The organism is Pelagibius sp. Alg239-R121, from assembly GCF_947331435.1.
Lineage (GTDB): Bacteria > Pseudomonadota > Alphaproteobacteria > Kiloniellales > Kiloniellaceae > Denitrobaculum.
In genome coordinates this window covers 101,648-125,912 of sequence record NZ_CAMZOF010000012.1, presented here as the reverse complement: position 1 = coordinate 125,912, position 24,265 = coordinate 101,648, and the positions used below count along the sequence as shown (strand labels likewise).

Genomic DNA, 24,265 nt, shown 5'->3' with positions numbered 1-24,265 from the left:
GTCTGATCCGGATCTACTCTAGCAGACCGGTGGGGTCGAAGACGGCTTCGCCCTGCAATAGCGTCGCCTCGATCTGCACCTCCGACATTTCGGCGGGAGAGACTTCAAAGAGGTCGCGGTCCAGGATGACGAGGTCAGCGAACTTACCTGGCTCGATTGACCCGGTCCGATCTGCATGACGAAGTAGTCGGGCCGGGTTGATGGTCATCATCTCGATGGCCGCCGCGAGGTTCGGCGCGCCCTCGCGGTCGCGGGTCAACACGGTTTGTAGTTTGACCAAAGGAGAGAGTTCGTCGGCGTCCCAGTCGCTGCTCAGGGTAATCAATGCGCCAGCGTCATGGAGGGCCCGCAGCGGCATGAGATCGCCGGCACGTCCGCCAATGAATTCGGCGATCGACTCTCGGTAAGAGGAACCGACCGAGCTCGGGGCCAATTGAAAATCCGCAACCACGCCGAGGTCCCTGAAACGGGGTCGGTCCTTTGGCGCGATCATGTAAAGATGCGTGATCCTGTGCGGACCGGACGTGGCGTCCGCCTGTTCGATCGTATCCAGTGCCAGCCCGGTGCCGCGGTCACCCGTGGCGTGAAAATGAAGCTGGAAACCGGCGGCGGAAAGTTCCGTGGCATAGCGGAAAAGATCTTCATGGGTGAAGTAAGCAAAACCCCGGTTTTCCTCAGGCGCCAGCCCTAAAGACGCCTCGTAGGGAGCGTAGAGCAGACCCGTGGCCTGGGATAGAATTCCGTCGAGGTAGATTTTGACCTGGTTGAAGCGGACGAGCCGCGCCGGATCGTTTGAATAACGCTTCTTGAGTTCCTTGATCTGCCGGTCGAGAGGAAAGTTGGGGTAGAGATAAAGCGCGTTGCTTGCGCGGACCGTCAGGATCTCCTCTGCTTCCGCACGCTCCCATACCGTCTCATGCCCGCGCGGCCAGTATCCGCCGGCATCGCTCACGCTGGTAATGCCGTTCGCCGCCAGAATTTCCATAGCGCCGGAAAGGCTTTTGAGTGCGAAATCGAGGTTTTCGGGCGTGGGAGGTTGAGATACATCCATCAGCGTTTGAGATGCACTTTCGAGTACAACGCCCGTTAGAGAGCCGTCTTCCATCCGGACCAGGATACCGCCACGAGGATCCTGCGTCAGGGAATCGAAACCGGCCGCCGCCAAAGCCTGTGTATTGGCCCAGGCGCCGTGACCGAGGTCGTCCAGGATGACGGCAGGGCGGTCCTCGATAATGGAGTCGATCAATCCCAGAGGATCCTCAAGCGAGTCCAAGAGAGCCGCCATATTGACCCCCGCACCGATCACCCACGACCGGTCCGACAGTTCATCCGCGCAGTCGGTCAGAGCTTGCTCGTAGTCCGCCTTGGATCCGAACTGAGGCAGGAGGCAGAAATTCGCGGTAATTCCAGCCTCGACTGCGTGCAGGTGGGCGTCTTGAAATCCAGGCAGAACCATGCGGTCCTTAAGATCAATGCCGGTGCCGTAGGTGCCCACAATCTCTTCATTGGAACCGACGGCAAGAATAACACCGCTCTCGTCGATGGCCATTGCTTCGGCCCGCGAGCGTTCGGCATCGACCGTATAGATCCGGGCGTTGGTCAGCACCATGGCGTCTCCGGCCACGACGGGGCCTGAAGTCAGGGTAGATGTCAAAAGCAGTGCGGCAGCGGATAAGATTCTGGCTGTGCTCATGGAAAGCGGTCTCGCTGCGCTATTGTTTCGATTTGGTACGACCGGCAGGTTGAGGAGCTTTCTCGCTTTTGTCCAACAATCAGATTTGCAACTCTTCAAAATCGCTGCGGTGTTATGGAGCTGTCGTTCTCTTGGCAAGTTTGCGTCATTCCCAAATGACAGATCCACGCGGCCTGTTCGAAGCGTATAGTATCTGTCACCTGGTTCCGCGTGTCGTCGAACACGCAATATTGGAGATTCGCGCGAATGGTCTCGGAAACTGCCGTTGCCGACTATATTGCCTTCTTCGAAAATCTGACCCCGGATGACCTCGGCAAATTCGACGAGATCTTCGCCTCAGATGCCCGATTTCGCGATCCCTTCAACGACGCACATGGCGTCGCAGCTGTTCGGCGCGTGTTCGAAAAAATGTTCGAAGATGTCGACGGTCACAGCTTCAAGGTGTTCGATCATGCCATTTCCGGCAACCGCGTTTACCTGAACTGGGAGTTCAGACTGACGCCGCGCGGTAAATCGGATGTCTGGCAGATAGAAGGTATGAGCGTCATTGAGTTCCGCGAAGACGGCAAGGTGTCTGCGCACGTCGATCACTACGACGCGGCGAGCCAGATTTATGAAAAAATCCCCGTGATCGGGGCCGTACTCCGCGGCCTGCGCCGCCGGATCGCAGCCTGAACTTAGACCTTTGGGTAGAAGACCGGTTGCGATTCGAAAATTACGGGACCGCTTCGAGAGTAGATCCGGGTTAGACGGAATTGCTCTAGACGAACTGTCGTTTCGGTGAATCTACTCCAATCATGTGAAGCCTCTCTAGGTCCGTGTCGTCAGGAGCTTGAGGCCGGCAAAGGCAAAGAACGCGCCCAGAAAGCCCTGGATCCAGCGCCGCGCCCGGCTGTAAATCCGCACCATCGGTTTGGTCGAAAAAGCGACCGCGTAGATACAGTGGATCGTGACCGAGAAAAAGGTCGTACCGATCACAATGGCGGCTGCAACCCAGAGCGGAGCATTGGCTTGCAGGCCGAGGGAGATGATCGCGATCCAGGCGAGTGCGGCCTTCGGATTGGTCATCTGGATCGTCAGACCACGTAGGAAGTATCCGCGCGGTGTCAGGCTCTTTCCCTCCAGCGTCTTCGCTTCGATGTCATGGCGCGACCCGGCGGCCCGAAAGGATTTGTAGGCTAGCCAGAGAAGATAGAGTCCGCCTGCGATTTTGATCGCCGTCAAGGCGATGGCATAGGAGGCGAGGATCGCGGAAAGCCCGGTCGCCGTGAGGAGGGCCCAGCAGAGCGAGCCGCTGGAAACGCCTAGTGCAAGGGCAAGACCCGAGGAGCGTCCGCTGCTCATCGAAGTTCCCATGATGGCGAGGATGTTTGGCCCCGGGCTCATGATCGAGAGCAGAAACGCGGTGTAGGCGAGCAGAATTCCGGGAAGGTAAAGTGAATAGGGGTCCATATAGGATATCTCCTGGGCCTCAAGGTTGACCGTCAAGCTGCAGGTTAGCACAGTGGTGGAGCTAAATACTTTGGTCACGAGCGAATTATGAAAGAAGGACCGGATATTGCGTTAGTCGCTGCCAGCTTCGGCGAGCCCGCGCGCGCGAACATGCTGTTGGCGCTGATGTCCGGCATGGCACTTACGGCGACCGAATTGGCGCGCGAAGCGGGTGTGACGCCCGCGACGGCGAGCGGGCACCTTTCGAAGTTGGATGCCGCAGGCCTGACCTTGTGCGAAAAGCAGGGGCGGCACCGGTTTTACCGTTTGGCCGACCCGGATGTCGCTCATGCCGTTGAAGCGCTTGTTACCGTCGCGGCACGGGTCGGTCACATGCGCACGCGTCCCGGACCCAGGGACGAAGCGATGCGTCATGCGCGTTCCTGCTATGACCATCTCGCCGGACATTTGGCCGTTGACCTTTTTGCGCGGTGGAGCAAGGCGGGTGTTTTGAAGTCGTTGGATGACAGGGTGGATCTGACGGAAAGAGGGTATGGCGTTCTTGCAGACCGCGGAATCGATCTGACGCAGCTCGCAAAAAGCAGGCGCCCACTCTGCCGCCGATGCATCGATTGGAGCGAACGGCGGCACCATCTGGGCGGTGGTATCGGTGCGGCCGTTCTGAGCCTTGCGCTGGCAAACGGCTGGGCTCAGCGAAAAGACAAGTCGCGCGTTGTGTCGTTCACGCCACCAGGCGAGAAGGCGTTCGTTGAGTGGTACTCAATCTGAAGAGACCTTTTACCGATTAACCTGCAGGGAGAAACCAACTGTGTTCAGCCATTTCACACTCGGCAGCAATGACCTCAAGCGCTCCGAGCGTTTCTATGACGCCGTGATGGCGAGCCTTTGTCAGACTCTGATCGCGGGAGACCCCAACGACAGCTACCTGATGTTCGCCCCGGCCGACCAGCGTTATCCGCACCTCTTCGTCTGCAGGCCGTTCGACGGTTTGCCGGCGACCTGGAGCAACGGTTTTCATATTGCCTTCAACGCGCCAGATAAGGAAACAGTCGACCAGTTTCATACGGCTGCGATGGCCGCGGGTGGTTACGACGAAGGCGCGCCGGGAATCAGGCCCGACTATGACCAGGACTACTATGGTGCCTACGTACGTGACCCAGACGGCAACAAGCTACAGGCGGTTTGTTACACGGCCGGGCGCCGGGCAGGATCGACGGGCGATGTCGTCTCGCATATCACGATCGGCCACGCCGATCTTGAACGCGAGCGGGCGTTCTATTCGGCCATCCTCACGGCGTTGGGAATCGCAGAACTGCCTGAAGAAGGCGACGATGAGTCCACTGCCTTCGGCTTGACCGGATTTGATCTGCCGGTCCTTTACCTGCAGCCGGCCTTCGATGGTCGGCCCGCAACCTGGGGCAACGGCACGCACACCGCTTTCGCGGCGCCGAGCCGGGCTGCGGTCAATCGTTTTCATGCGGCGGGGCTTGCGCACGGCGGAGTCTGTGACGGTGCGCCGGGCCTTAGGCCGCAGTATTCGCAACACTACTATGCCGCTTATCTGCGCGATGCGGTCGGGAACAAGCTACAGGCCGTCTGCCGTAATCCTGAATAGCCAGGCACCAATACAGTTACATTTGTAACCAATAGACTCTGAATCAGAAGGCCGATGCCGGCAATGCTGTCCTCGTGCGTGCCGAACCGGATTGCCAGTCAACGCGATCGGCTACAAAAGTAAAAAACAGTGATCCAAGAAGAAAGCTCCCTCGTAAAGCAAAGCATTACCTAAACATTATCGGGGAGTGCTAAAAATGCGTGTTATCAGCATGCTGAAAACCTTTGTCTTGATTATCCCGTTCGCGTTGACTGCTTGCGCGAGTCATCAGGAAACCAGTGCCAAAAAGGATATTGTCGATACGGCCGTTGATGCCGGTCAATTCAATACGTTGGTTGCCGCCGCCCAAGCCGCTGATTTGGTCGATACGCTGAAAAGCAAAGGCCCCTTTACGGTCTTCGCGCCAACCGATGAAGCCTTCGCAAAACTGCCGGCTGGTACCGTCGACAACTTGCTGAAGCCGGAAAACAAGGATCAGCTGGCGGCGATTTTGACCTATCACGTTGTGCCCGGGAAGATCATGTCGTCCGACATCGCCGGCAAGAAGGCCGAAGTCGCTTCGGTGCAGGGCGGAGAGCTCGATGTTGACGCCACCGATGGCGTCAAAGTGAATGATGCGACAGTGGTTGCGGCGGATGTCGATGCGACGAACGGCGTTATTCACGTCATCGATACGGTGCTGCTTCCAAAATAGCTCCAGGCGAAGACCTGTCCAGGGAGTGCCTCGCCAGACCGGCGGGGCTCTTCTGTGTTTGGAACTCAGATCATCGTTCAAACAGGTGTGTGCAGGATATGGCCGATTGGATACCCCTGTCGGGCAGGCTCGCAGGCCTTGCGAAAGCCCTGTTATTCTCGATCAGCCCGATACCGGATTCAGCTCAGCGCTTTCGCCACATTTTCCCTGGAGCACAGCTGCAAGCTCCAATCAATGTATCGCAGTTGTCTCGGCGCTACCTGTAATCGAATCAACAGATCTAATGATATCAGGAAATTAAAGGTCTGTTTGGCTAAGTTCGGAATTATTCGGCTTTTTTATCGAAATAACGCTCAATTAATCGTGTCTATTTGTAGGCCTTATTGGCTCTTGCCGGCAAAAATATCCCCTCTATTTAGATCTATATGAGACAAGGCGAATTGGCGTTAGTTAATTTTCTTTGGACTCCAAAAGATACGGCGGTGGAGCTTCGCCCCGATCGCGCCTGGCGTGATCTTTCGAAAGGAGATCAAACGTATCTGAATGCGCTGGCATGCCATTAGGTAGGCTCGGCTTTTGTGTAGGTTATCGACGACAGGATGTGCAGCAAATGTCAGGTAGACGGTTAACTCACCTTACGGGTCTTTTGGTGGCTTCCGCTGTGTTTTTCCCTTTTGGGGCTCACGCTGGCCCCATAGATCTGGGGCGTGCGGCCGATTTTACGGTTCTGGCGACTTCGGGTCTCGCGGCCGGCGGCAGCGTGAATATCGGACCGCAGTCGGTGATTACCGGGAACGTCGGCGGACAACAATCCGTTACCCTGGGCCCGCAAATCTTGATTGAGGGTAGTGTCACGACGCCGGCGTTGTTGGCCGGTGGGGGAGTAACGACAGGGTCGGTCACAAGAAACTTTGATGTGGGCATTAGCGAAGACGTTCGGGCCGCTTCTCAAGAGGCTGCTTCCCTGTCCGGCATATCGCTTGGCGACATTTCCGATAGCCGGACCTTGGATGCGCGCGGCCGCGCTGTCTTCTCCATCGGCGACCTGACACTGGAAAGCGGCGAATTTCTGACCCTCACCGGTGCCGCCGGCGACGAAGTGATATTGAATGTTGCCGGCAGTTTCAGCTTTGCAGCGAACAGCGGTATTCTGTTGGGGGATGACCTGCTGGCGAGCGACCTGCTGGTGAACGTGCTCGGTCTTGGCGCAGTGAATCTGAATCGTGGGCTTTTCGCCGGAACCTTGCTGGCAGCGGACCGTACTCTGTTGATCGGCGCAGGGGCGTCGTTCGACGAAGCCCGTTTCCTGACGAACAACTTGATCGTAGGTCCGCAGACTCGGATCTCCGGGATTAGCGGCGACGGCCCAATTGCCGGATTTGAAGCGACCGCTGTTCCAGAACCACCGGCATCGGTGCTTTTTCTCTTGGGGCTTATGTCGTTGGTTTGGGCCGATCGGCGTTGGCGGAGAGCTCCATCCGCATCGTGATGCTGGTCGGACGATTGTAGCCCCTGTGCGCCGTCTCCGCGGTTTTACGAAAGCCCATGGCGGAAAAAGCGCGATGGTTTTCGACCAACTCGATACGTGTTTCCAGCTCCAGTGCCTCACAGCCCTTCTGTTGTGCCACGCGTGTAGAGAAATCGATCAGCTTACGCCCGATACCCTGGCCCTGGCGCGCCGGGTTGATGGCCAGCTTCCCGACGTAGAGAACGTCCCCGGCCGGTTTCACGAAGCAGCAGCCCGCGAGCTCCTTGTCTTCCAGAGCCAAGATCAGGATCTCATCTCTTGATTTTTCCGCCAAAGACCGAGCATCAAGCCGATGCAACGACGACGGTGGGTCTATTCGGCTATCCATATAGGCATAAGACTCCTGCAGAAGGTCGAGGAGTTCCGGCCAGTCGTCAAAATCTTCGGGTTTTTCTCTGACGGTAATCATGAGTCAGTCTAATACAGAGATTGAAAGCCATGCCATAGGTCGAAGGCGCTTCGGATAAGCCCGAGCTATCTGTTCCCGCTCCATCGAAGTCTCCTGCGAAGGCCTCAACCAGGGCGTTTCAAGAAAACCAGCGCGGCACCGAAGAGGGCGAGTGAGATACCGATGAACGAGAGGAGCGTCCATTCGTAACCTTCCAGTCCGCTGGAGATGGCGAGGGCGACAAGCGGGAAAAGCACAGTGGCGTAGGCGGCTCTGGCCGGACCAACCCGATTGAGCAGCGTGAGGTACGCTAGAAAGGCGATCACCGATGCGATGACAGACAGATAGGCCAAACCAAGCAGATAACTGGCGGTCATGGGAACCGCAAAACTTTGGCCGAATACCAGCGCGTAGAGCGCGCATAGCGCGGCACCATAGGCCATCGCACGCGCGACGATATTCGACAGGTCGTAGTCCGCGCTTAAACGGACGGATACCAGATTGCCGAGTGAAAAGAAGTAGGTGGCGGTCACTGCCAGGGCCAAACCCACAACTGTTTCCATGCCGTTCACTTCGCGCAGGCCTTGCGAAAAGAGGAAAGCGAGCCCTGCGACGCCGCAGACCGCACCTGCCAGCACGCGCCGCTCTGGGGACTTCCCGAAGAAAATCCACTGATTGAGGGAACCGAAAATCGCGGCGGTGGAAAAGACCACTGATGAGACCCCGCTGGCGATATAGCCGGTCGCGATATAGAACAGCAGGTAGTTCATATTGAACAGGCAGAAGCCGAGAGTGGCGATCCGCAGATGCGCGGTCAACGGAATGGGCTTCCAGCGCTTAGTGACGATCAGCCAAAGAAAAAGAATCGCGGAGGCGAGCGCGAACCTGTACGAGATCGACACGGTTTCGGCAGCTTCGCCGATCTGCAGCGTGATCCCATACCAGGAAACGCCCCAAGTCACGACGACAACACTCAAAAGAACAATCGGCACACATCATCTCCATGGGTCCGAGCAAATTAGCCCGAGACTGACTGCCTGTATTTCAGGATTCGGACAAGATTGCCAGGCAACGGACCTGCGGTTAACTTGGCGCCATGCCATTATTGGATCTGAAGATTCCCAAGGCCCTTTCGGGGAATGCGCGGCTTCTGCGCAGTGCGAGTAATCTGGCAGGTACCAAGTCGCTCGCACAGTGGGAGCGTCTGGGGAATGGCTATTTCGAATATGGTGCGCCCAATCATCACACGCTGAGCGTCTATCTGAAGGGCGGGCGAGGCGTTCGCCGTTTGAACGGATCCGGTCGTAGAGCGACGAGCGATCCGAGGCGGGGTGCTCCCGACGCTATCTGTGTGCTGCCTAAGGATTACGAAACTGTCTGGACGAATGATTCCTACGTCTCGATGTTTCATGTCTACTTCGAACAGGCCGAATTGGAGGCCCTGATGGGCCAGCGCGTGGCGTCGCTGGAACCGGTGATCTTTGGCCGGGATCAGATTCTCCAGGCGACGGTCCGGAACTTGATTCTGGCGCTCGATTGGGATGCAGGGGCGGATCGTCTCGTACTTGAACATGCCATTCTATCCCTGCTGGCGCGCGTGCTCGGTGGAGCGTTGCAAGAGGAGGCAGGTGCCGGATTAACCGCAGGTCAGCTTTCGCGTGTTGAAGACTTAATGCGCAGTGAACCCGCTGCGGCGCACTCCATTGCCGGCTTCGCTGCAGAACTGGACATCAGTCCCCGGCATTTCGCGCGTTGCTTTAAAGCTTCTACAGGGCTGACACCTGGACGAATGTTACGTCAGGCCCGGGTCGAGCGCGCGATCGACTTGATTATAGCAGGGCAGGATTTGGCTGAAGTCGCACTTGATTGCGGATACAGTTCTCAAAGTCACCTGACATCCCAATTCAAAGCAGAGACGGGAATGACGCCGGGGCAGTTTCGACAGCGTAACCGCTGCTAAATATGCAGTGTATATGCACTAAAGGATTGAACAAAGGTCCTTTTGGAACTCTAAATCCAGTTGAGCCGCTATACAGAAATTTGATACCTTACTCAACTTAACGGCGAGGCGGGGCCTTGACTAAATTGTTCTGTATGACCTTTTCAGGACGAATCCTGCACAAAAAATAAACCAGATCGCACGCATTTGAACGTGGGTTGCTCAGAATTTGAGAGGGGGATTAACACTATGTTCAGAAAATACTGGCTCAATTGTTTCGTCCAATGCGTGTGTGTTCATCGTTACCGCAGGATGTGAAGTGTTTGAGTGTTCCAAAAGGACTCTGTCAAGTGCGTGAAACGTCCTCCATACCTAATCTGTAGGAGCTTGCTTCCGCACTTTGTGGATCGGTGACGCGCTATCAAATTCGACGCGTGAGCATCGCAAACGGGCTGTTTTGTGGAATTGACCGGACTCCGTCACGATGTAACCGGTCGCGATCAATAGAGCTATTTCTTTTGTGGGGCTCCGGAAAGACTCTATGAAAACCGTCAGGCCGTTTATCTTTATCGGGAGTTTCTTCGCAGCGATTGGTTGCCTCGCAGCCTATGCGTCGACGAACCATATGGTTACCCAAACCGATAAGACCTTTGACAGTAAAGAGTTGGCCGTCGCGGTCGGCGATACCGTGTTGTTCAAGAACACAGACAGCATAAAGCATAACATCCTGGTTGAGGAACTGAGGTACAACAGCGGAATTCAACAGCCTGGTGGAGAGTCAGCTGTTGTTTTTGATCAGAATGGCCGCTTTGTCGTTCGCTGCGGTATTCATTCCAGAATGAAAATGATAGTTGTCGTGGACTAAGTGACGATGGCTTGAAGTGCTGGTGTAGCAGGCCGGCTTACGCTGATCTGTGCCGTGTTCTTGATCTGCCGAAAGTTCGCCTTCGCCGAGGGCGCTCGGCTTTCGGCTCGCCTCTGGATCTGGCGTCAACAGGTCCCTGACCCTGGCGTTTCAGCCTGGAAAACACTGTTTCCAATACGGTGTAGAGGACAAGCAAGCCTAATCCCCAGAAGAACAGCTTCTTAAGCAGAGACGGCGGTTTTACACCGTCTCCAGCGAGGCCGGAATCGCTGACGGCTTCATCGGATTCCAGGTTCCCGTTACTTGCCATTGCGAAGGACTGATCAGGGTCCGCGAGATCGCTTGTAAAGGTCGCTATTTCGATTGCAACGGAATCTGACTGCGTTCGAAGGAAATTCAAAATGGGAATATCGTCTATTCCCTGCAAATACACTATGTCCAGCGCCAGATCAGGCAGGGAGTCGATAATGAGCTGCTGATACTCGCCACCGACAACAATGTCGGGTTCCACCCGTGCCGAGGACGTTTGATTTTGACGCAGGAGTGAAAGCTCAATCATCTCCCAGGGAATTTCCGGAACCTCGCCTGCTTCTTCCGCGCTCGCGGGGCTCGCAGCCTGGCGGCCGAAGGAAATTGATTTTTTTGCTCGACTTTTTTTCGGTGGTGCTGATGTAACCAGATCCGTGGGATCAATTCTCACGGTTTTTTCTAGTGCCGTTTGTCCGTCAGCCTTTTCAGCTTGGGCGGAGGCAGAACCAGATTGGCTGTCTGCGAGGTGGAGGTCTTGACTTAGCCATTGTGACGTAATCGGATCAGCGTTTGCCGCAAAACAGGCAAGCGACAGGGCTGCGGTGCCGCAGGTAGCGATCATAGAAAGCTTCCTCACTGCAAAGCGCACGACTGCTCCCAAAAAAACGACCCTTAGCAGTATTACCACTCGTCGCATGGTATAAAAAATACCGAATTTTGCCATCATGCCACGATCAGTCTTAACGTTCTGTTAAGCAATTTACAGGCCAACACTCTTTTAGCACGTTTTTCCAATGCTTTACGAAAGGAGATCTGACCGATTTCGTGAAGACTGTATAAAATTCCGACAGTCGCTTAAGGCTGATCCGTACTCGTGCCGGGCGAAAAATGAATTATGTCAATTATTTGACAATTTCATAGGGCGTACACAAACAATGTAAAAAAAACCGACATATGTCGCTCTTGTTTCACGCATAGTGCTTCAAATCTGCCAAATTCCAGTAGGATTCGATAGGGATTAGTAAATTTTAGTTGGATTCAATTCTTTTCCAAAGAAAATAGCTAACACAGGTTGAGCCGAATTCGCGAAGTCTGCTTGAACGAAGATGATCCAGAAATACGCACCCTAAGTTGTTTAATATGAAATTTTATACAATCAATAATTTCTTTGATATCGGCTGAAAACGCAAGGCTAGAAAGGAATTCAAGATCCATCACCGCCAATTCGCCAATGCTTAACGTTTATTAAATATTCATTTCTTTGCCGTATCGAGGACATCAAAGCAATGAATGTGAGCGGTCGTGAAAGTGCGGGTCCGAATCGTTTGGGGGTTAATGGTGATCTTTCTTGCGATCACTGTAGTCCCACTTTGCCTTTTTTGGCTCTGGCCTCATTCCAAAGCGCTCGACAGTGAATTCAAGGAAGTTCACGAGAGGCATCTTCTTTTAGCCAATAACCTCAGTTCGGCGCTGTCGCGTTACTATCGTGATGCGGTTGCAGGTTACGAAATAGTGTCGCGCAATTTGGTTGATGGCAAAGATTTCGCCTTTGCCGATGAGTTGCTTACTAATCTGAGCTTTCGTCATATCTGCGTCGCCGAATTGAAAGGCGGCCGAGTGGTTTCCGAAGTCGACACGCAAGCCTTTCCCTGCCCGGAGATCATTCCTGCAAAACGCTTCGCCTATTTCCAGTCCGTGGCGAAAGAAGAACGGACCATTCTAACCGGTGTTTTGCCAGCACCTGACGGACAGCCGACGCTCTACTTTCTGAAGATTTATGGCGATAGGCTCGTCGTGGGCGCGGTCTTTACAGATTACTTCGTCAAGCTCGGCAAGCAGATCAGCTTCGGGCGTCTTGGGCATGCGGCGATTGTCGATCAGAACGGCCGGGTTCTGGCTCATCCGTTGGATAGCTGGATCGCCGAGATGCGCGACATCTCGAAAGTCTCCGTCGTGCAGCGGATGCTGGCGGGGGAAACCGGGGTCGAGACCTTTTATTCACCCGCTCTGAAGGATGATATGGTCGCCGGGTTCACTGCTGTTGACGGGCCTGGCTGGGGAGTCATGGTGCCTCAGCCCGTAGCGGAGCTTAAGGAAAAAGCCGCAGGCATACAGCTTTCGGCAATGGTGGTGTTCGCGGCCGGACTTGCTTTGGCTGCCGTTTTGGCCGCGGTGCTTTCTTTTGCGCTGGTGCGTTCGCTCAAGACTGTCACCTTGGCCGCTAGAGCCATGGCCAGCGGTGATTCCTCTGCGCGGGCGGCTGCGGGTGACCGTGTATTCGGCTTTGACGAAATCGAAAACCTTAAGACGGCCTTTAACAAAATGGGCGACAGGATCGAAGAGGTTTCATCCCGCGAACTTGAGGCACGGCAGCGCGCGGAAAAAGCGAACGAGACAAAATCGCTGTTTCTGGCAAACATGAGCCATGAGCTTCGCACACCACTTAACGCGATCATCGGTTTTGCCGACATGATGCTGGCGTCGCCACTCAAGTTGCTGGGGCATGATAAGCGCCAGGAATATGTGAACGACATCTCGAAGTCTGCAAAGCATCTTCACGCGCTTATCGACGACCTGCTTGATCTTTCGAAGATCGAAGCAGGGCAGTTCGAGCTGTACGAAGAACCGACGGATCTCTCTGATCTACTGAGGGATGCCATCACACTGGTCGGGACGGCGGCGCGCGAACGGGAGATGGATCTGTCAATCGAAGAACTGGCTGGGACGGTGTCACTCTTTGCCGACGAACGTGTGATCAAGCAGGCGGTTTTAAACCTGTTGTCGAATGCGCTGCGCTATACCCAGATTGGTGGCCGCGTGATCTTACGCTCCAGTTTGCGCGCGTCCGGAGATTTGGAGATTGTTATCGAAGACAACGGCCCGGGCATTCCGCGAGAGTCAATTGAACGCCTGATGCAGCCGTTCCAACGACGTGCCAGTGACGTCAAGCAAGGTATTCAGGGTACCGGCCTCGGATTGTCGATCGTGTCGCGACTGATCGAACTCCACGGCGGTACTTTTTTGATCGAAAGCGATAAGGGACAGGGCACCAAAGCCTTGATATGCTTGCCAAAGAGTCGAGTTCGCGCCACCGATGAAAGGCATCAGGCACCCCGAAGTGCCTAACGGCATCCGAGTGAAACCTGCGCAAGTCGTCCCCAAGAGCTTGATTGGATTGCGCAGAATTGGTGATAAACGGGAATGGTGCTCTAGGAAAACGACATTTGGTAGAAGACCTTATCAACGGTCTTGCCGTCGGAAGCGAGCGGAACACCCAGTGCGTCGTAGGTTTTGAAGTCCACAGATGTCCAGCTTATCGGCAAATCCGTAACGTAAACCGGTTTCCGGTTCTCTACGATCCACTCCGCACGTTCGATGATCGATTCAGTATTCGGTAAATTGTCCAGAAACAGGCCGGTTGTATCTCTTCCGATTTCATCGACGACGCCGGTTCCGGCCAGGCGAATGTGAAACCGTAATCCATCATCGGATCGAATTACATCAAAGATCGTCAGATATGGGAGAATGTTCGCCGGTATCTCGATTGGATCAAAATCGGCGCGTGCCGGGAGGGCGCCGTTAGGTCCATGTTTATCGAGCCAGAGCGTATAGAAGCACCTTAGCGACTCGCAGAGGATCTCTTCTGTCGAAAATTTACCGTACAGCAGTGTCATGATATCGATCGTGGAATGAAAAGCACCCGCGGACCTTCAGTATCGCGGTTATATTTCAATTTACGGTAAATAATATCAAACACAAATTCGAAATTGCTGGCTTTGCGAGAGAACAGCCGTTCTTCAAGCACAGATGCCTGCTGCAAAACCGATTTTTGTGACAATTGAGTGCAATCGATAGTGATTGAGTTAATCAGGAGCGTGAAGCGCCCCTTCTTATGAGCAAGCGTCTTACCGCTGTCGGTGGTTGCAAATTATGCCCGCATACTGCGCGTACCTTTGAAACACGTCAGGGCTTGGGGCCGCAGAACATTCGGTACAGCACAGAGATCAACTCACGTGCATGTTCGCTTGCCAGCGAATAGTAGATGGTCTTGCCTTCCCGACGAGTGGCAACAAGTCGCTCGGCCCGCAGACGGGCCAACTGCTGCGAAACGCTGGGTTGGCGCATGTTCAGCTTCAGCTCAAGCTCCCGGACCGACTTCTCGCCCTCCGCAAGGATGCAGAGGATCAGCAAACGGTGTTCATGGGCGATGGCTTTCAGAAAATCGCTCGCCGCGCGCGCGTTCGAAACCATTTCTTCCATGGATTGAGTGTCGCCGTCTAAAAGCTGCACTTCGCCGTTCGAGGCGAGATTCGAATTTTCTGTCACCGTTTTGGTCCGAAACAATCAATCCAGCATGTCGACCCTGTCAGGCCGTTTTGTCCGCGTTCTGCGCAGCGAACGACCGCCGTTTGAGGCAAAGCCGCTGTCATTCATATATAGAGACGAATATATGTCAATGCGGTCGTGTTCCGGCGTTGCACAGGAAATACGCTGGATGACTGCTAAAAAATGCGGGTTGATGCCTGTTTGTCAGGGGTTGGCGCAGTCCAGCAAAGGGCCGAGCTGACCTACGCGGCGATTGATCGTCTCGGTACGCCGGCGCACATAATTTCCTGGTTTGCCTGCCGACCATTTTAACGGGCTGGGCAGAACGGCGGCGAGGCGTGCGGCTTCAGTTCTGGTCAGTGACTTGGCGGATTTTCCGAAGTGGTGGCGGGCGGCGGCTTCCGCACCGTATACGCCGGGAGCCCACTCCGCGACGTTGAGGTAGACTTCGAGAATTCTCGTCTTGGGCCAGGTGGCTTCGATCGCGAGGGTCAGCGGCGCTTCCAGCAATTTCCGCACGACACTCCGCTTCGGCCAGAGAAAGAGGTTCTTGGCGGTTTGCATGGAGATAGTCGAGCCGCCACCTGCCTTCTCGCCGCTGGCGAAGGCGACGGCTGCAGCCTGGAGCGATTTCAGATCGAAACCCCAGTGTGAACAGAAGAGATTGTCTTCGGCCGCGATCACCGCACGCGGCAGTGCAGGCGATATCTCCGTCAATGGAACCCAGCGCTTATTGATCGGTGCATCGCGCAGCAGCATCAGCGGCGTGAACGGCACCGGTACTATCCGAAACAGAAGGACCAGCACAGCCACGAGCAGCACAGCGAGCCCAAGCAGCTTGAAGGCCTTCTTGCCGAGTCGTTTCAAAAATTTCATCAGGTGGCGACGTCTGTTCCAGAGAAAGGCAGTGCTTAAACCATTCACGCAAGTTCAAGCAAGGAAAGCGGCAGGAATTTGGGCTGTGTTCTTATTCAGGCTGCCGGTTCGGGTCATCGTGACTGCTGCGGACTCGATGGGGCCTAAGAAGGTTGCGGCATCTCGTATACGAGCTCAATTGCAGCTACCATTCCTGCGCGCACAGGATTGGTGATAGGATCATCGTCCTGCTGAACGACAAAATACTCGCTGAAACGAACGGCGGGATATAGGAGATAAAAGACATGGCCTCCGAAGCCGGCGATCGTTACGCACTTGGCCGCTTGATCCTGGATTACCTGCGGACCTTCATGTGGCCGGCGATTGCCTTCGCGGTCGTTATTCTGTTTCAGGACGATGTAAGGAAGATTCTGGAAAGCCGGGAAGTCGAGTTGGCAGGCGTGGTCCGGATCGGACCGCAAATCGAGCAGTTGGAAAAACAGGCGAATGAAGAAATCGCCGACATTCGCGCCCTCCTTCAGGCGCAACAGGCGGGAGAGGGGGAAGCAGCCCCTGAAGTGACTGAACAGGTGACGGCCGACATTGAAAATAAACTGGCAAAGCTCTCACGCAATCTCACGCGCGAGGTTGAACAGATCCAGCGAACCGCACCTGCTACGGCCCAAACGCAAGCCCCGGCGCCGGCGGTGGCCGCGGCAACGCGTGTTCAGAAGGTCTCGGGAATGGAGCGCCGTGGCTTCGAGGCCTTGCTTGAACGTGATGTCGGTGGCGCGCTGCAGGCTTTCGGCGAAGCTTTTGAAGCCTGGCCCGACTACCACAACGTTTCTGAGATCCAGAAACTTCTTAAAAAGCATAAAAGCGATCTCTCCGACCCTGGCTCGCCTGCCTGGGAAATGGTTTATCGCATCATTCTTGCTGACCTTTCCTGGGGATTGCCCAGCGACCTCCGGCCTGAATTCCGGAAGCTGGCGGCGGCCTCCTACAAGTGATTTTATCTGATGACAAAGCCGGAAAGGTTCTTGGTTATCCGATCGTGGGAACGGAGCTATTCGCCGGCTCTGTCGGTTAAGAAGGGCGAGCAGGTGGAGACCGGCGTCAGGGACGAGGCGTGGCCAGGCTGGATCTGGTGCAGGAACGACAGCGGGCTTGGCGGTTGGCTTCCGGAGGAACTTCTGTCGTCTAATGAAGGCGGCGGGAAAGCTGAAGGCGGCGGGATAGCGAAAACGCTGGAAGCTTTCGACACGGGGGAACTCACCGTCCTTGCCGGCCAGACGGTCGAAGGCAACAAGCACCGTAACGGCTGGGACTGGTGTCGGAACGATTCCGGGCAGGAAGGTTGGGTCCCGTCCGACTGCCTGAAACTTGCGTGAAGAGGTTTAGGTGAAATCCACCTTTCGGAAATGCCGTTCGATCGTGCTAACGAAGAGGTGGGCTGAGGTTTCGATGTTCTTGTGGGCGGAGATGACGGCACCGATTTTGTATTCACTCAGCGTACGCTCAGCCAAGGGCACGAATCGCAACTCGCCAGCGTCAATTTCGGATAGGAATCCGACCTTCGTATAGATGCCGACGCCCCGGTTGGCCGTGATTGCATGCTTCGCCATAATTAGAGCATTGGTGTAGAAAATCGTCGACAGCGGCAGCACGGCGGAATCCATTTCCTGATCAATGATCGACGTCTTGCCTCGTGCGTCTACCGTACGAACCAGTGGAAAGGAGACGCAGTCCTCGACCGTGACGTAGTGGCGGTCGGCAAGAGGATGGTCCGGGCGCATGATCACGCCGAAGGGCGAGGGCTTTTCCGCCACGACCCGCACGTCCGGATGCAGATCACGCGTAAAGCTCAGTCCGACATGGACCGTGCCCTTGGCGACAGCATCGATGGTTTCCTCCGGCCCCGCTGTTGCCACGGTAAAGGAGATGCCGGGATACTCATTGTTAAAGTCGTCCATGACCTGTGGCAGGAAACCGAAAGTCATGGAATCGAGAGTCGAGACATGGACGTGTCCGCTCCGCAGATCACGGATGTCGTCGATGGCGGCGCGCAGGTTTCGGTAATCATAGAGTGTCCGACGGCAGTGCTCGACCACGACACGACCTGCAGCCGTAAGCTCTACGCCCTCGGGAAGACGGTCGAAAATGCGCGTGTCGAACTCAGCCTCGATTTTGAGAATCTGCCGGTTCACGGCCGAGGAAGCCACGTTCAGAACCTTCGCAGCCTTACGGATTGAACCCTGACGGGCGACTTCGTCGATGTATCGGAGCAAAGGATGGTGCACGTCTATCATCTCCTTTTTCGGGTGGCCGATGCCGAAACGGCATCACTATAGACGAAAAAAACTTCATCACGCATCACATAGCTTCGCGATATAGTTGTTTCTGCGCGTTCAGGGGGACGTGAGCTTCTACGAAAGCAACGAAACGACCGGCCTAAAACAAGATGAAGAACCCCGGCCGGCGGAGCAGGAGGACAGGATGGCAAAATCACTAAAGAGCAGGTTCAATCGCCGGCAGGTCATTCAGGGCATGGGTCTCGCGACCGGTGCGGCACTGACCGGCAGCATGATCGGCGTTTCCCGTTCGGCACGCGCCGACGATTTCGAGATTTCCATGCAGCTGGGCTGGCTGATATCCAACGGTCAGCTTGGCGAGGTCGCAGCCGACAAGCTGGGTTACTACAAGGACGCAGGTCTGTCGCTGAACATCGTCGCTGGCGGTCCCAATGTCGACGGCGTTGCCTCGGTTGCCTCAGGCCGTTCAAATGTCGGGCAGCTCTCGTCCAGCCCGTCCTTGATGCTGGCACGCTCCGCCGGCATTCCGATTAAGTGTATTGCTGCCGGTTATCAGCAGCATCCCTTCACCTATTTCTCGCTCAAGAAAGATCCGATCAACGAGCCCAAAGACATGATCGGTAAAACCATCGCAACGCAGGGCACGGCACGCATTCTTCTGCGTGCGCTTCTGGCCAAGCACGGCATTTCAGAGGGCGATGTGAAGGTCGTGGTCATGGGCGGTGATATGGGCCCCCTCATGACCGGCCAGGTTCAGGCGGTTACCGGCTGGCAATCCAACATCAATGCTTTGAAGATTCTTGGGGATCAACGCGTCGATATGCGGCTTTGGGATGCGGGTATTCAGCTCTACGCCAATCCTTACTATGTGACCGATGAAACGCTGGAAAAGCACTCTGATAAACTGGCTGCCTTTATCAGCGCGACGGCACGCGGTTGGGACTGGGTACGACAGAATCCCGACGCTGCGGTCGATGCGCTGGTCGAACGCTATCCAAACATGGATGCCGCTGCTGAGCGGCAGGCGGTCGGGCTCATCCTCAACTACGTGTTTAATGCTGAAACCAAGGCCGGCGGCTGGGGTACGATGAAGCGCGAGAACTGGGAAAGCCAGATCAAGACCTATGCCGATCTGGGGCAGTTCAAAAACGATGTGCCGAGCGTTGATGACGTTATGACCACATCTATTCTCGAAGCCACGGCGGCTGATCGTCCAAAAGCCGGTTGAGGTTTCTCATGCCCGAACCTGCCATGCTCAAGCCACTTGCCATCCAGCCTCTTCAGGTTGCCGCGACGGAGGCCAGAACCGTCGCGGCAGACCTCGAAGAGGTATCGGTTTCCTTCGGTGCCCTTCAGGCGCTCAAGGATATTACCTTGAGCGTCGCCGAGGGTGAGTTTCTGACCATCCTCGGTCCCTCGGGCTGCGGCAAGTCGACCTTGCTGCGGGTTGTGTCTGATCTGGTGCCGGCCTCGGCAGGGAAGGTCCTGATCTTTGGTAAGGAAACCGAACAAGCCCGCCTGGCGCGTGAGTTTTCCTTCGTTTTCCAGGATGCGACGCTGCTGCCTTGGCGCACCGCGATCGAGAACGTTCGCCTGCCGTTGGAAATGGGTTTGAAGCAGAGCTCGACGGTTCCCAAGAGCGATCTGTCGCCCGAAGAGCTGCTCGACCTGGTCGGGTTGAAGGGCAGGGAAAACGCCTTGCCGCACGAACTATCGGGCGGGATGCGGCAACGCGTGGCCATCGCTCGGGCGTTGGTCTGCAAACCACGCCTGCTGCTGATGGACGAGCCGTTTGGTGCGCTGGACGAAATCACCCGCGATCGCCTCAACGAACAGATCCTGCAGATCTGGCAGGAAACCAAAACCACGATTCTCTTTGTTACCCACTCAATTCCGGAAGCGGCGTTTCTGGGACAGCGCGTCCTGATGCTGGCGGCGCACCCCGGCCGGATTCATGACATTGTCGAAGTCGACTTGCCTTTTCCGAGGCGCCTCAAGATGCGCGAAACTCCGGAATTCATGGAAATCGCGTCCCGGCTTCGCAGCTTGCTGGAGGCTTGCTGATGTCTGTTGCAGGCAATCTCGATACCGGGGTATCCGGCAATAAGGAACGCTCTTTCATAAGTCTGCTGTTCACGGGGCGTTACCTTCCGCCGTTTCTGGCAGTGGCCGGCATCCTGCTGGCTTGGGAAGGCGGCGTGCGGATCTTCGGTGTGCCGGCCTACATCGCGCCGGCACCGAGCGACGTTGCGGCAACTCTGTCAGAGGAATCGGCGCTTCTGTTCCGCAACTTTCTGCCGACGCTTTTGGAGAGTGTGCTGGGTTTTCTGATCGGCAATCTGATCGCGATCTCGGCGGCGGTGATGTTCGTGCACCACAAGTCGGTGGAAAAGGCTTTCTATCCTTTGGCCGTCTTCATCAACACCATTCCGATCCTGGCGATTGCGCCGATCCTGGTGCTGCTGTTCGGAAACGGCTTGCTGGCCAAAGTGGTGATCGCAGCGCTGATCTGCTTTTTCCCAACGCTGGTGAATATGGTGCGGGGACTGCAGTCAGTCAGTCCGCAAACTTTAGAGCTGGCGCGCATTCTCTCCGCCTCGAAGTGGGAAATATTCTGGAAGATCCGGCTGCAGTCGTCGCTTCCCTATCTCTTCTCGGCGCTGAAGATCGCTTCAACCACTTGCGTCATTGGTGCCATCGTCGGCGAGTGGGTCGGTGCGGACGTTGGGCTTGGCGCGCTCATCATCGAAGCCACCTTCAATTTTCGCTCGGCCTTGCTCTATGCCACCGTTTTTGTCTCTTCCGGCCTTGCCGTCCTGCTGTTTACGGCGGTGACGTTGGCCGAGCGGATGGTGATCCGCTGGAAGCCGGAGCAGGCGGGATAACGCCGCGCGCAAATATGTACACCACAATGATTGCGGCGCCGTCGCCGTAAGGAGGAAAGTCATGTCTCAATTTCAGGATAAATCGGTTCGCGAAGCTGCCCGGGACGTGCCCGTCGTCGCACAGTCCGATGTCATCGTCGTGGGCGGTGGGGCCGCGGGCCTGACAGCGGCGGTCTCGGCGGCCCGCAATGGCTGTTCGGTGACCTTGCTCGAACGCTATCACCACCTCGGCGGCATGGCCTCCGGTGGTATGGTGCTGGTTCTGGATGACATGACCAACGGTTCCGAGATTACCTGTACCGGCATCGTCTCGGAATTCGTCGAGCGCATGGCCAGGCAGAATGGTGCCGTTTTCCCGCCCCCAGAAGACTGCCGGGCGGATTGGGAGATGTGGCGCAAGTGGTCGCGTTGGGGCGTGCATGACTTCCATGTCCAGGAACATCCGCAGCCGATCATTCATGCCGTCGCCTTCGATCCCGATGCCTGGAAGCGAGTTTCATTGGATCTTGCCCGCGAAGCCGGAGTCAATTTACGCCTGCATAGCTGGTTTGCTGACACCATTGTCGACGGCGGTCAAGTGAAGGGCGTGGTCTGCCAGACCAAGACCGGCCGGCAGGCAATTCTAGGTGATGTCGTGATCGATGCGACCGGCGATCTGGATGTTGCGGCATCCGCAGGCGCCGAGTTCATCCAGGGGCAGTACATCGTCACCACCGTGTTCCGCTTGTCCAATGTCGATACCGACGAGGCAGAGCGTTTTCAGTACGAAGAGCCGGCGGCCTTCAAGAAGCTGGACCGGCAGGCCCGCCGCCTGATCGGTGGCGCCTGGGAAATGTGGTGGCTCAAGACGCCGATCCCCGGCGTGGTCTGGTGCAACTGTCCGCATATGCCGGGCTACGACGGCATTTCCGTCGAAGCACTGACGAAGGCGGAGTACGAAGGGCGCGAGCGCATCATGCGGCTGTTCGAATATGCCCGTGAAAATCTGCCGGGCTTCCAGAACGCAAACCTGCTGGGTACGGCCGAACAGATCGGCGTCCGGCAGACCCGACAGCTGCGCGGCGAGTATGTCGTCACAAAGGACGATGTCGTCAACCGCCGGCACTTCGCCGACACGGTCTGCCGTGGCCGCGACTACTACACGCCGTACGGGGCTCTGCTGCCGCGCGGACTGGACAATCTGATCGTCGCGGGCCGGCATTATTCGGCTGAGCCGGATGCACAACGCATGTCGCGTGAAATTCCTCCCTGCATGGTCCAGGGCGAGGCGGCAGGTGTTGCCTCGGCATTGGCGCTTAATGCGCACTCCGCGCTTAGAGACGTCGACCCCAAGGCCATCCAGAAGCAGATGCGCGCGCAGGGAGCCGACCCAGGCGATGTGCCATCGCCGAATGCCCTGGTTCTGGAACCGGCAGAATGATCCGTCACGTCACAACATCCATTTGCAAAGTAGTGAAATAAGAGGCCTTTATGTCCAGTAACAGCAACCTGCCCCTCGACGGCGTCCGGATTGTCGACTTCACCCAGGTTATGCTGGGTCCCTGTGCGACCCAGATGCTGGCTGACTTCGGTGCCGACGTGATCAAGATCGAGCGTCCCGGGTCGGGCGAGTTGTCCCGGAACTTTTTCGGCGGCACCAGTGAGGTCGACCGCAACAATCCGGTTTTCTGCAGCCTGAACCGCAACAAGCGTTCGGTGACCCTGGACACCCGCGAAGCTTCGGCTAAGGAGGCTGTCTACGCTCTCGTGCGGAAGTCCGATGTGGTGGTCAACAATTTCCGTCCCGGCGTGATGGACCGGATGGGCTTTGGTTATGACAAGCTGCGCGAGATCAATCCGCGGATCATTTTTGCTTCGGGTACCGGTTTTGGCCCAACTGGCCCTTATGCGCACAAAGGGGGACAGGACGTCCTGTCCCAGGCACTAACCGGCGTTATGGAACGGCGCGCAGACGACGACACGCCGCGCACGATCTACGCCACGGCCCTTTGCGACTACACAGCTGGCATGCATCTGGTCCAGGGTGTGCTGGCAGCCCTTCTGGCCCGGGAGAAGACCGGGCGCGGGCAAGAGGTTTCCGTGTCACTTTACGACTCGATGCTGGCCATGCAGATGCAGGAAGCCTCCCACCTGATGTCGCAGGATACGGAATTGAACTGGGCGGCCATGCCACTCAGCGGCGTGTTCGAAACGACTGACGGTGCATTGGTCCTGGTCGGCGCCTTCAAGGCCAATCCTCTACAGGACATCTGCCGGGCGTTGGGGATTGAGGACCTGTCCGAGATCTATCCTGATCTTCCAGCGCAACGTGCGGGTAAGGCCGAGCTGCAGCGCCGCTTCCGTGAGGGTTTCGGCTCCGGCACGACGGAACACTGGATCACGAAGCTGGAGGAACAGGATCTGCTCTGTGCCGAGGTCCGGCCCTTGGGCAAGGCCTTAACCGATCCGCAAACGACGGAGAACGGGATGCTGGCGAGCTACGATCATCCTCTTCACGGCGAGACCAGCGTCATTGCTTCACCGGTTCACCTTTCCGATGCCGGCTTTGCCGTCCGGCGGCCGCCGCCGCGGATCGGCGAACATACGGCCGAGGTTCTGGCTGAGTTGGGGCTTGGCCAAACAGGCGGCGACGAGCCTGCGGGCGAAAATATAGTCGCCAAACCTCAGGCTGCGGGAGCCGCGTGATGGCTGTTGGCTTCGAGATTCGAGATCAGGTTGCTTGGGTAACCATCGACCGGCCCGAGCGCATGAACGCAGTTGACCGGGAGACGGAAGAGCGTCTTGAAGAAATCTGGCACGAGATTGAAGGAAATCCCGACCTTCGCTGTGCGGTCCTGACGGGGGCAGGTGACCGCGCGTTCAGTGCGGGTGCGGACATGAAGGCGGCCGATGCAGTGAATGGCCTTGAGTATTGGGGGCAGGCGCGGCCGCATGGCTTTGGCGGTATCTCATTGCGCGACGGTCTTGATATTCCCGTTATTGCGCGGGTCAACGGTCTGGCGATGGGGGGCGGTTTCGAGATGGTGCTCGGCTGCGACATTGTAATTGCGGCGGAGACGGCGAAATTTGCCTTGCCGGAACCCCGGGTCGGCCGCTTGCCACTCGATGGCGGCATGGTGCTGCTGCCACGGCTGATCCCGCACAAGATCGCTATGGGCTACCTCCTGACCGGACGGCGGATGTCGGCAACTGACGCGGAGTCTTTTGGCCTCGTGAACGAAGTTGTTACATTGGAAAATCTCGATGAGGCGGTCGATCGATGGGTCGCCGACATCAAAGCCTGTGCACCGCTTTCACTGAAGGCGGTAAAGCATACGGTCGGGAAAACGGCGCAGCTCAATGCCCGCGATGCCCAGGCCCTGCGCACACCGGCCCTTGTCGCGGCTTTACAGTCCAACGACAGTGAGGAAGGTGTTCTTGCCTTTCGGGAAAAACGGGCCCCCGTCTGGACCGGGACGTAAGTT

At 56.5% G+C, this 24,265-nt stretch carries 25 protein-coding genes; 16 read left to right on the top strand and 9 right to left on the bottom strand.

Translation table 11 applies throughout. The features are described 5' to 3' along the window. Positions 1-13: 13 nt before the first annotated feature. Complete coding sequence (locus QMZ18_RS31495) at positions 14-1,693, bottom strand: amidohydrolase (protein WP_282610398.1); 1,680 nt, start codon at positions 1,691-1,693, stop codon at positions 14-16. 246 nt (positions 1,694-1,939) lie between these two features. Between QMZ18_RS31495 and QMZ18_RS31490 the strand changes: the two genes are divergently transcribed. Next, positions 1,940-2,368 (top strand): nuclear transport factor 2 family protein, encoded by a 429-nt coding sequence (locus tag QMZ18_RS31490; protein WP_282610397.1) that lies wholly within the window; start codon positions 1,940-1,942, stop codon positions 2,366-2,368. 135 nt (positions 2,369-2,503) lie between these two features. Here QMZ18_RS31490 and QMZ18_RS31485 read toward each other — a convergent pair whose 3' ends face one another. Next, entirely contained in the window at positions 2,504-3,145 is a 642-nt protein-coding gene (locus QMZ18_RS31485) for a LysE family translocator (RefSeq protein ID WP_282610396.1), read from the bottom strand. Between the two features lie 87 nt (positions 3,146-3,232). On the opposite strand from QMZ18_RS31485, the gene QMZ18_RS31480 reads away from it, so the two are divergent. From QMZ18_RS31480 to QMZ18_RS31465, 4 genes are all read left to right on the top strand, one after another. Then, positions 3,233-3,913, top strand: a complete 681-nt coding sequence (locus QMZ18_RS31480) for a helix-turn-helix transcriptional regulator (RefSeq protein WP_282610395.1) — start codon at positions 3,233-3,235, stop codon at positions 3,911-3,913. A gap of 40 nt (positions 3,914-3,953) precedes the next feature. Beyond that, entirely contained in the window at positions 3,954-4,760 is an 807-nt protein-coding gene (locus QMZ18_RS31475; protein ID WP_282610394.1) for a VOC family protein, read from the top strand. A gap of 196 nt (positions 4,761-4,956) precedes the next feature. Next, positions 4,957-5,454 (top strand): fasciclin domain-containing protein, encoded by a 498-nt coding sequence (locus tag QMZ18_RS31470; RefSeq protein ID WP_282610393.1) that lies wholly within the window; start codon positions 4,957-4,959, stop codon positions 5,452-5,454. A 610-nt stretch (positions 5,455-6,064) separates the two neighbouring features. After that, positions 6,065-6,943 (top strand): collagen-binding domain-containing protein, encoded by an 879-nt coding sequence (locus QMZ18_RS31465; RefSeq protein ID WP_282610392.1) that lies wholly within the window; start codon positions 6,065-6,067, stop codon positions 6,941-6,943. Here QMZ18_RS31465 and QMZ18_RS31460 read toward each other — a convergent pair. Together QMZ18_RS31460 and QMZ18_RS31455 are read right to left on the bottom strand one after the other, a co-directional pair. Continuing rightward, complete coding sequence (locus tag QMZ18_RS31460) at positions 6,888-7,391, bottom strand: GNAT family N-acetyltransferase (protein ID WP_282610391.1); 504 nt, start codon at positions 7,389-7,391, stop codon at positions 6,888-6,890. The two genes, QMZ18_RS31465 and QMZ18_RS31460, sit on opposite strands and share 56 nt — an antisense overlap. Positions 7,392-7,495: 104 nt before the next feature. Beyond that, positions 7,496-8,362 (bottom strand): DMT family transporter, encoded by an 867-nt coding sequence (locus QMZ18_RS31455; RefSeq protein WP_282610390.1) that lies wholly within the window; start codon positions 8,360-8,362, stop codon positions 7,496-7,498. Between the two features lie 104 nt (positions 8,363-8,466). On the opposite strand from QMZ18_RS31455, the gene QMZ18_RS31450 reads away from it, so the two are divergent. Then, positions 8,467-9,330, top strand: coding sequence for an AraC family transcriptional regulator (locus QMZ18_RS31450; RefSeq protein ID WP_282610389.1), 864 nt, complete (start codon positions 8,467-8,469; stop codon positions 9,328-9,330). Between the two features lie 520 nt (positions 9,331-9,850). Next, positions 9,851-10,174 (top strand): plastocyanin/azurin family copper-binding protein, encoded by a 324-nt coding sequence (locus QMZ18_RS31445; RefSeq protein WP_282610388.1) that lies wholly within the window; start codon positions 9,851-9,853, stop codon positions 10,172-10,174. Positions 10,175-10,211: 37 nt separating this feature from the next. Here QMZ18_RS31445 and QMZ18_RS31440 read toward each other — a convergent pair whose 3' ends face one another. Continuing rightward, the gene (locus QMZ18_RS31440; protein WP_282610387.1) at positions 10,212-11,150 is read right to left on the bottom strand and encodes a hypothetical protein; all 939 of its coding nucleotides are present in this window, start codon (positions 11,148-11,150) and stop codon (positions 10,212-10,214) included. A gap of 608 nt (positions 11,151-11,758) precedes the next feature. Between QMZ18_RS31440 and QMZ18_RS31435 the strand changes: the two genes are divergently transcribed. Further along, positions 11,759-13,549, top strand: a complete 1,791-nt coding sequence (locus QMZ18_RS31435; protein ID WP_282610386.1) for a sensor histidine kinase — start codon at positions 11,759-11,761, stop codon at positions 13,547-13,549. 83 nt (positions 13,550-13,632) lie between these two features. On the opposite strand, the gene QMZ18_RS31430 is transcribed toward QMZ18_RS31435, so the two are convergent. The 3 genes from QMZ18_RS31430 to mtgA form a co-directional block, all read right to left on the bottom strand. Next, complete coding sequence (locus QMZ18_RS31430; RefSeq protein ID WP_282610385.1) at positions 13,633-14,097, bottom strand: PAS domain-containing protein; 465 nt, start codon at positions 14,095-14,097, stop codon at positions 13,633-13,635. A gap of 289 nt (positions 14,098-14,386) precedes the next feature. Continuing rightward, entirely contained in the window at positions 14,387-14,749 is a 363-nt protein-coding gene (locus QMZ18_RS31425; protein ID WP_322097492.1) for a metalloregulator ArsR/SmtB family transcription factor, read from the bottom strand. A 204-nt stretch (positions 14,750-14,953) separates the two neighbouring features. Beyond that, positions 14,954-15,625 carry a monofunctional biosynthetic peptidoglycan transglycosylase gene (gene mtgA / locus QMZ18_RS31420; protein ID WP_282610384.1) on the bottom strand — a complete coding sequence of 224 codons (672 nt, stop codon included), beginning with the start codon at positions 15,623-15,625 and terminating at the stop codon, positions 14,954-14,956. A gap of 284 nt (positions 15,626-15,909) precedes the next feature. On the opposite strand from mtgA, the gene QMZ18_RS31415 reads away from it, so the two are divergent. Together QMZ18_RS31415 and QMZ18_RS31410 are read left to right on the top strand one after the other, a co-directional pair. Beyond that, the gene (locus QMZ18_RS31415; protein WP_282610383.1) at positions 15,910-16,614 is read left to right on the top strand and encodes a hypothetical protein; all 705 of its coding nucleotides are present in this window, start codon (positions 15,910-15,912) and stop codon (positions 16,612-16,614) included. A gap of 30 nt (positions 16,615-16,644) precedes the next feature. Beyond that, complete coding sequence (locus QMZ18_RS31410; RefSeq protein ID WP_282610382.1) at positions 16,645-16,995, top strand: SH3 domain-containing protein; 351 nt, start codon at positions 16,645-16,647, stop codon at positions 16,993-16,995. A 6-nt stretch (positions 16,996-17,001) separates the two neighbouring features. On the opposite strand, the gene QMZ18_RS31405 is transcribed toward QMZ18_RS31410, so the two are convergent. Continuing rightward, positions 17,002-17,904: a LysR family transcriptional regulator gene (locus QMZ18_RS31405; protein WP_282610381.1), complete on the bottom strand. Its 903-nt coding sequence runs from the start codon at positions 17,902-17,904 to the stop codon at positions 17,002-17,004. A 196-nt stretch (positions 17,905-18,100) separates the two neighbouring features. On the opposite strand from QMZ18_RS31405, the gene QMZ18_RS31400 reads away from it, so the two are divergent. The 6 genes from QMZ18_RS31400 to QMZ18_RS31375 all read left to right on the top strand — a co-directional run bounded on the left by QMZ18_RS31400 (position 18,101) and on the right by QMZ18_RS31375 (position 24,262). Continuing rightward, on the top strand, positions 18,101-19,144 hold the full coding sequence (locus QMZ18_RS31400) for an ABC transporter substrate-binding protein (RefSeq protein ID WP_322097490.1): 1,044 nt from the start codon (positions 18,101-18,103) through the stop codon (positions 19,142-19,144). Between the two features lie 8 nt (positions 19,145-19,152). Next, positions 19,153-19,980 carry an ABC transporter ATP-binding protein gene (locus QMZ18_RS31395; protein ID WP_282610380.1) on the top strand — a complete coding sequence of 276 codons (828 nt, stop codon included), beginning with the start codon at positions 19,153-19,155 and terminating at the stop codon, positions 19,978-19,980. Beyond that, entirely contained in the window at positions 19,980-20,801 is an 822-nt protein-coding gene (locus QMZ18_RS31390; protein ID WP_282610379.1) for an ABC transporter permease, read from the top strand. Before QMZ18_RS31395 ends, QMZ18_RS31390 begins: the two co-directional genes overlap by 1 nt. A gap of 61 nt (positions 20,802-20,862) precedes the next feature. Further along, a complete protein-coding gene (locus QMZ18_RS31385; protein ID WP_282610378.1) occupies positions 20,863-22,221 on the top strand; it encodes an FAD-dependent oxidoreductase in 1,359 nt (452 codons plus the stop codon). A 50-nt stretch (positions 22,222-22,271) separates the two neighbouring features. Next, positions 22,272-23,486: a CaiB/BaiF CoA-transferase family protein gene (locus tag QMZ18_RS31380; protein ID WP_282610377.1), complete on the top strand. Its 1,215-nt coding sequence runs from the start codon at positions 22,272-22,274 to the stop codon at positions 23,484-23,486. Then, a complete protein-coding gene (locus QMZ18_RS31375) occupies positions 23,486-24,262 on the top strand; it encodes an enoyl-CoA hydratase-related protein (RefSeq protein WP_282610376.1) in 777 nt (258 codons plus the stop codon). Before QMZ18_RS31380 ends, QMZ18_RS31375 begins: the two co-directional genes overlap by 1 nt. The last annotated feature ends 3 nt before the right edge of the window (positions 24,263-24,265 follow it).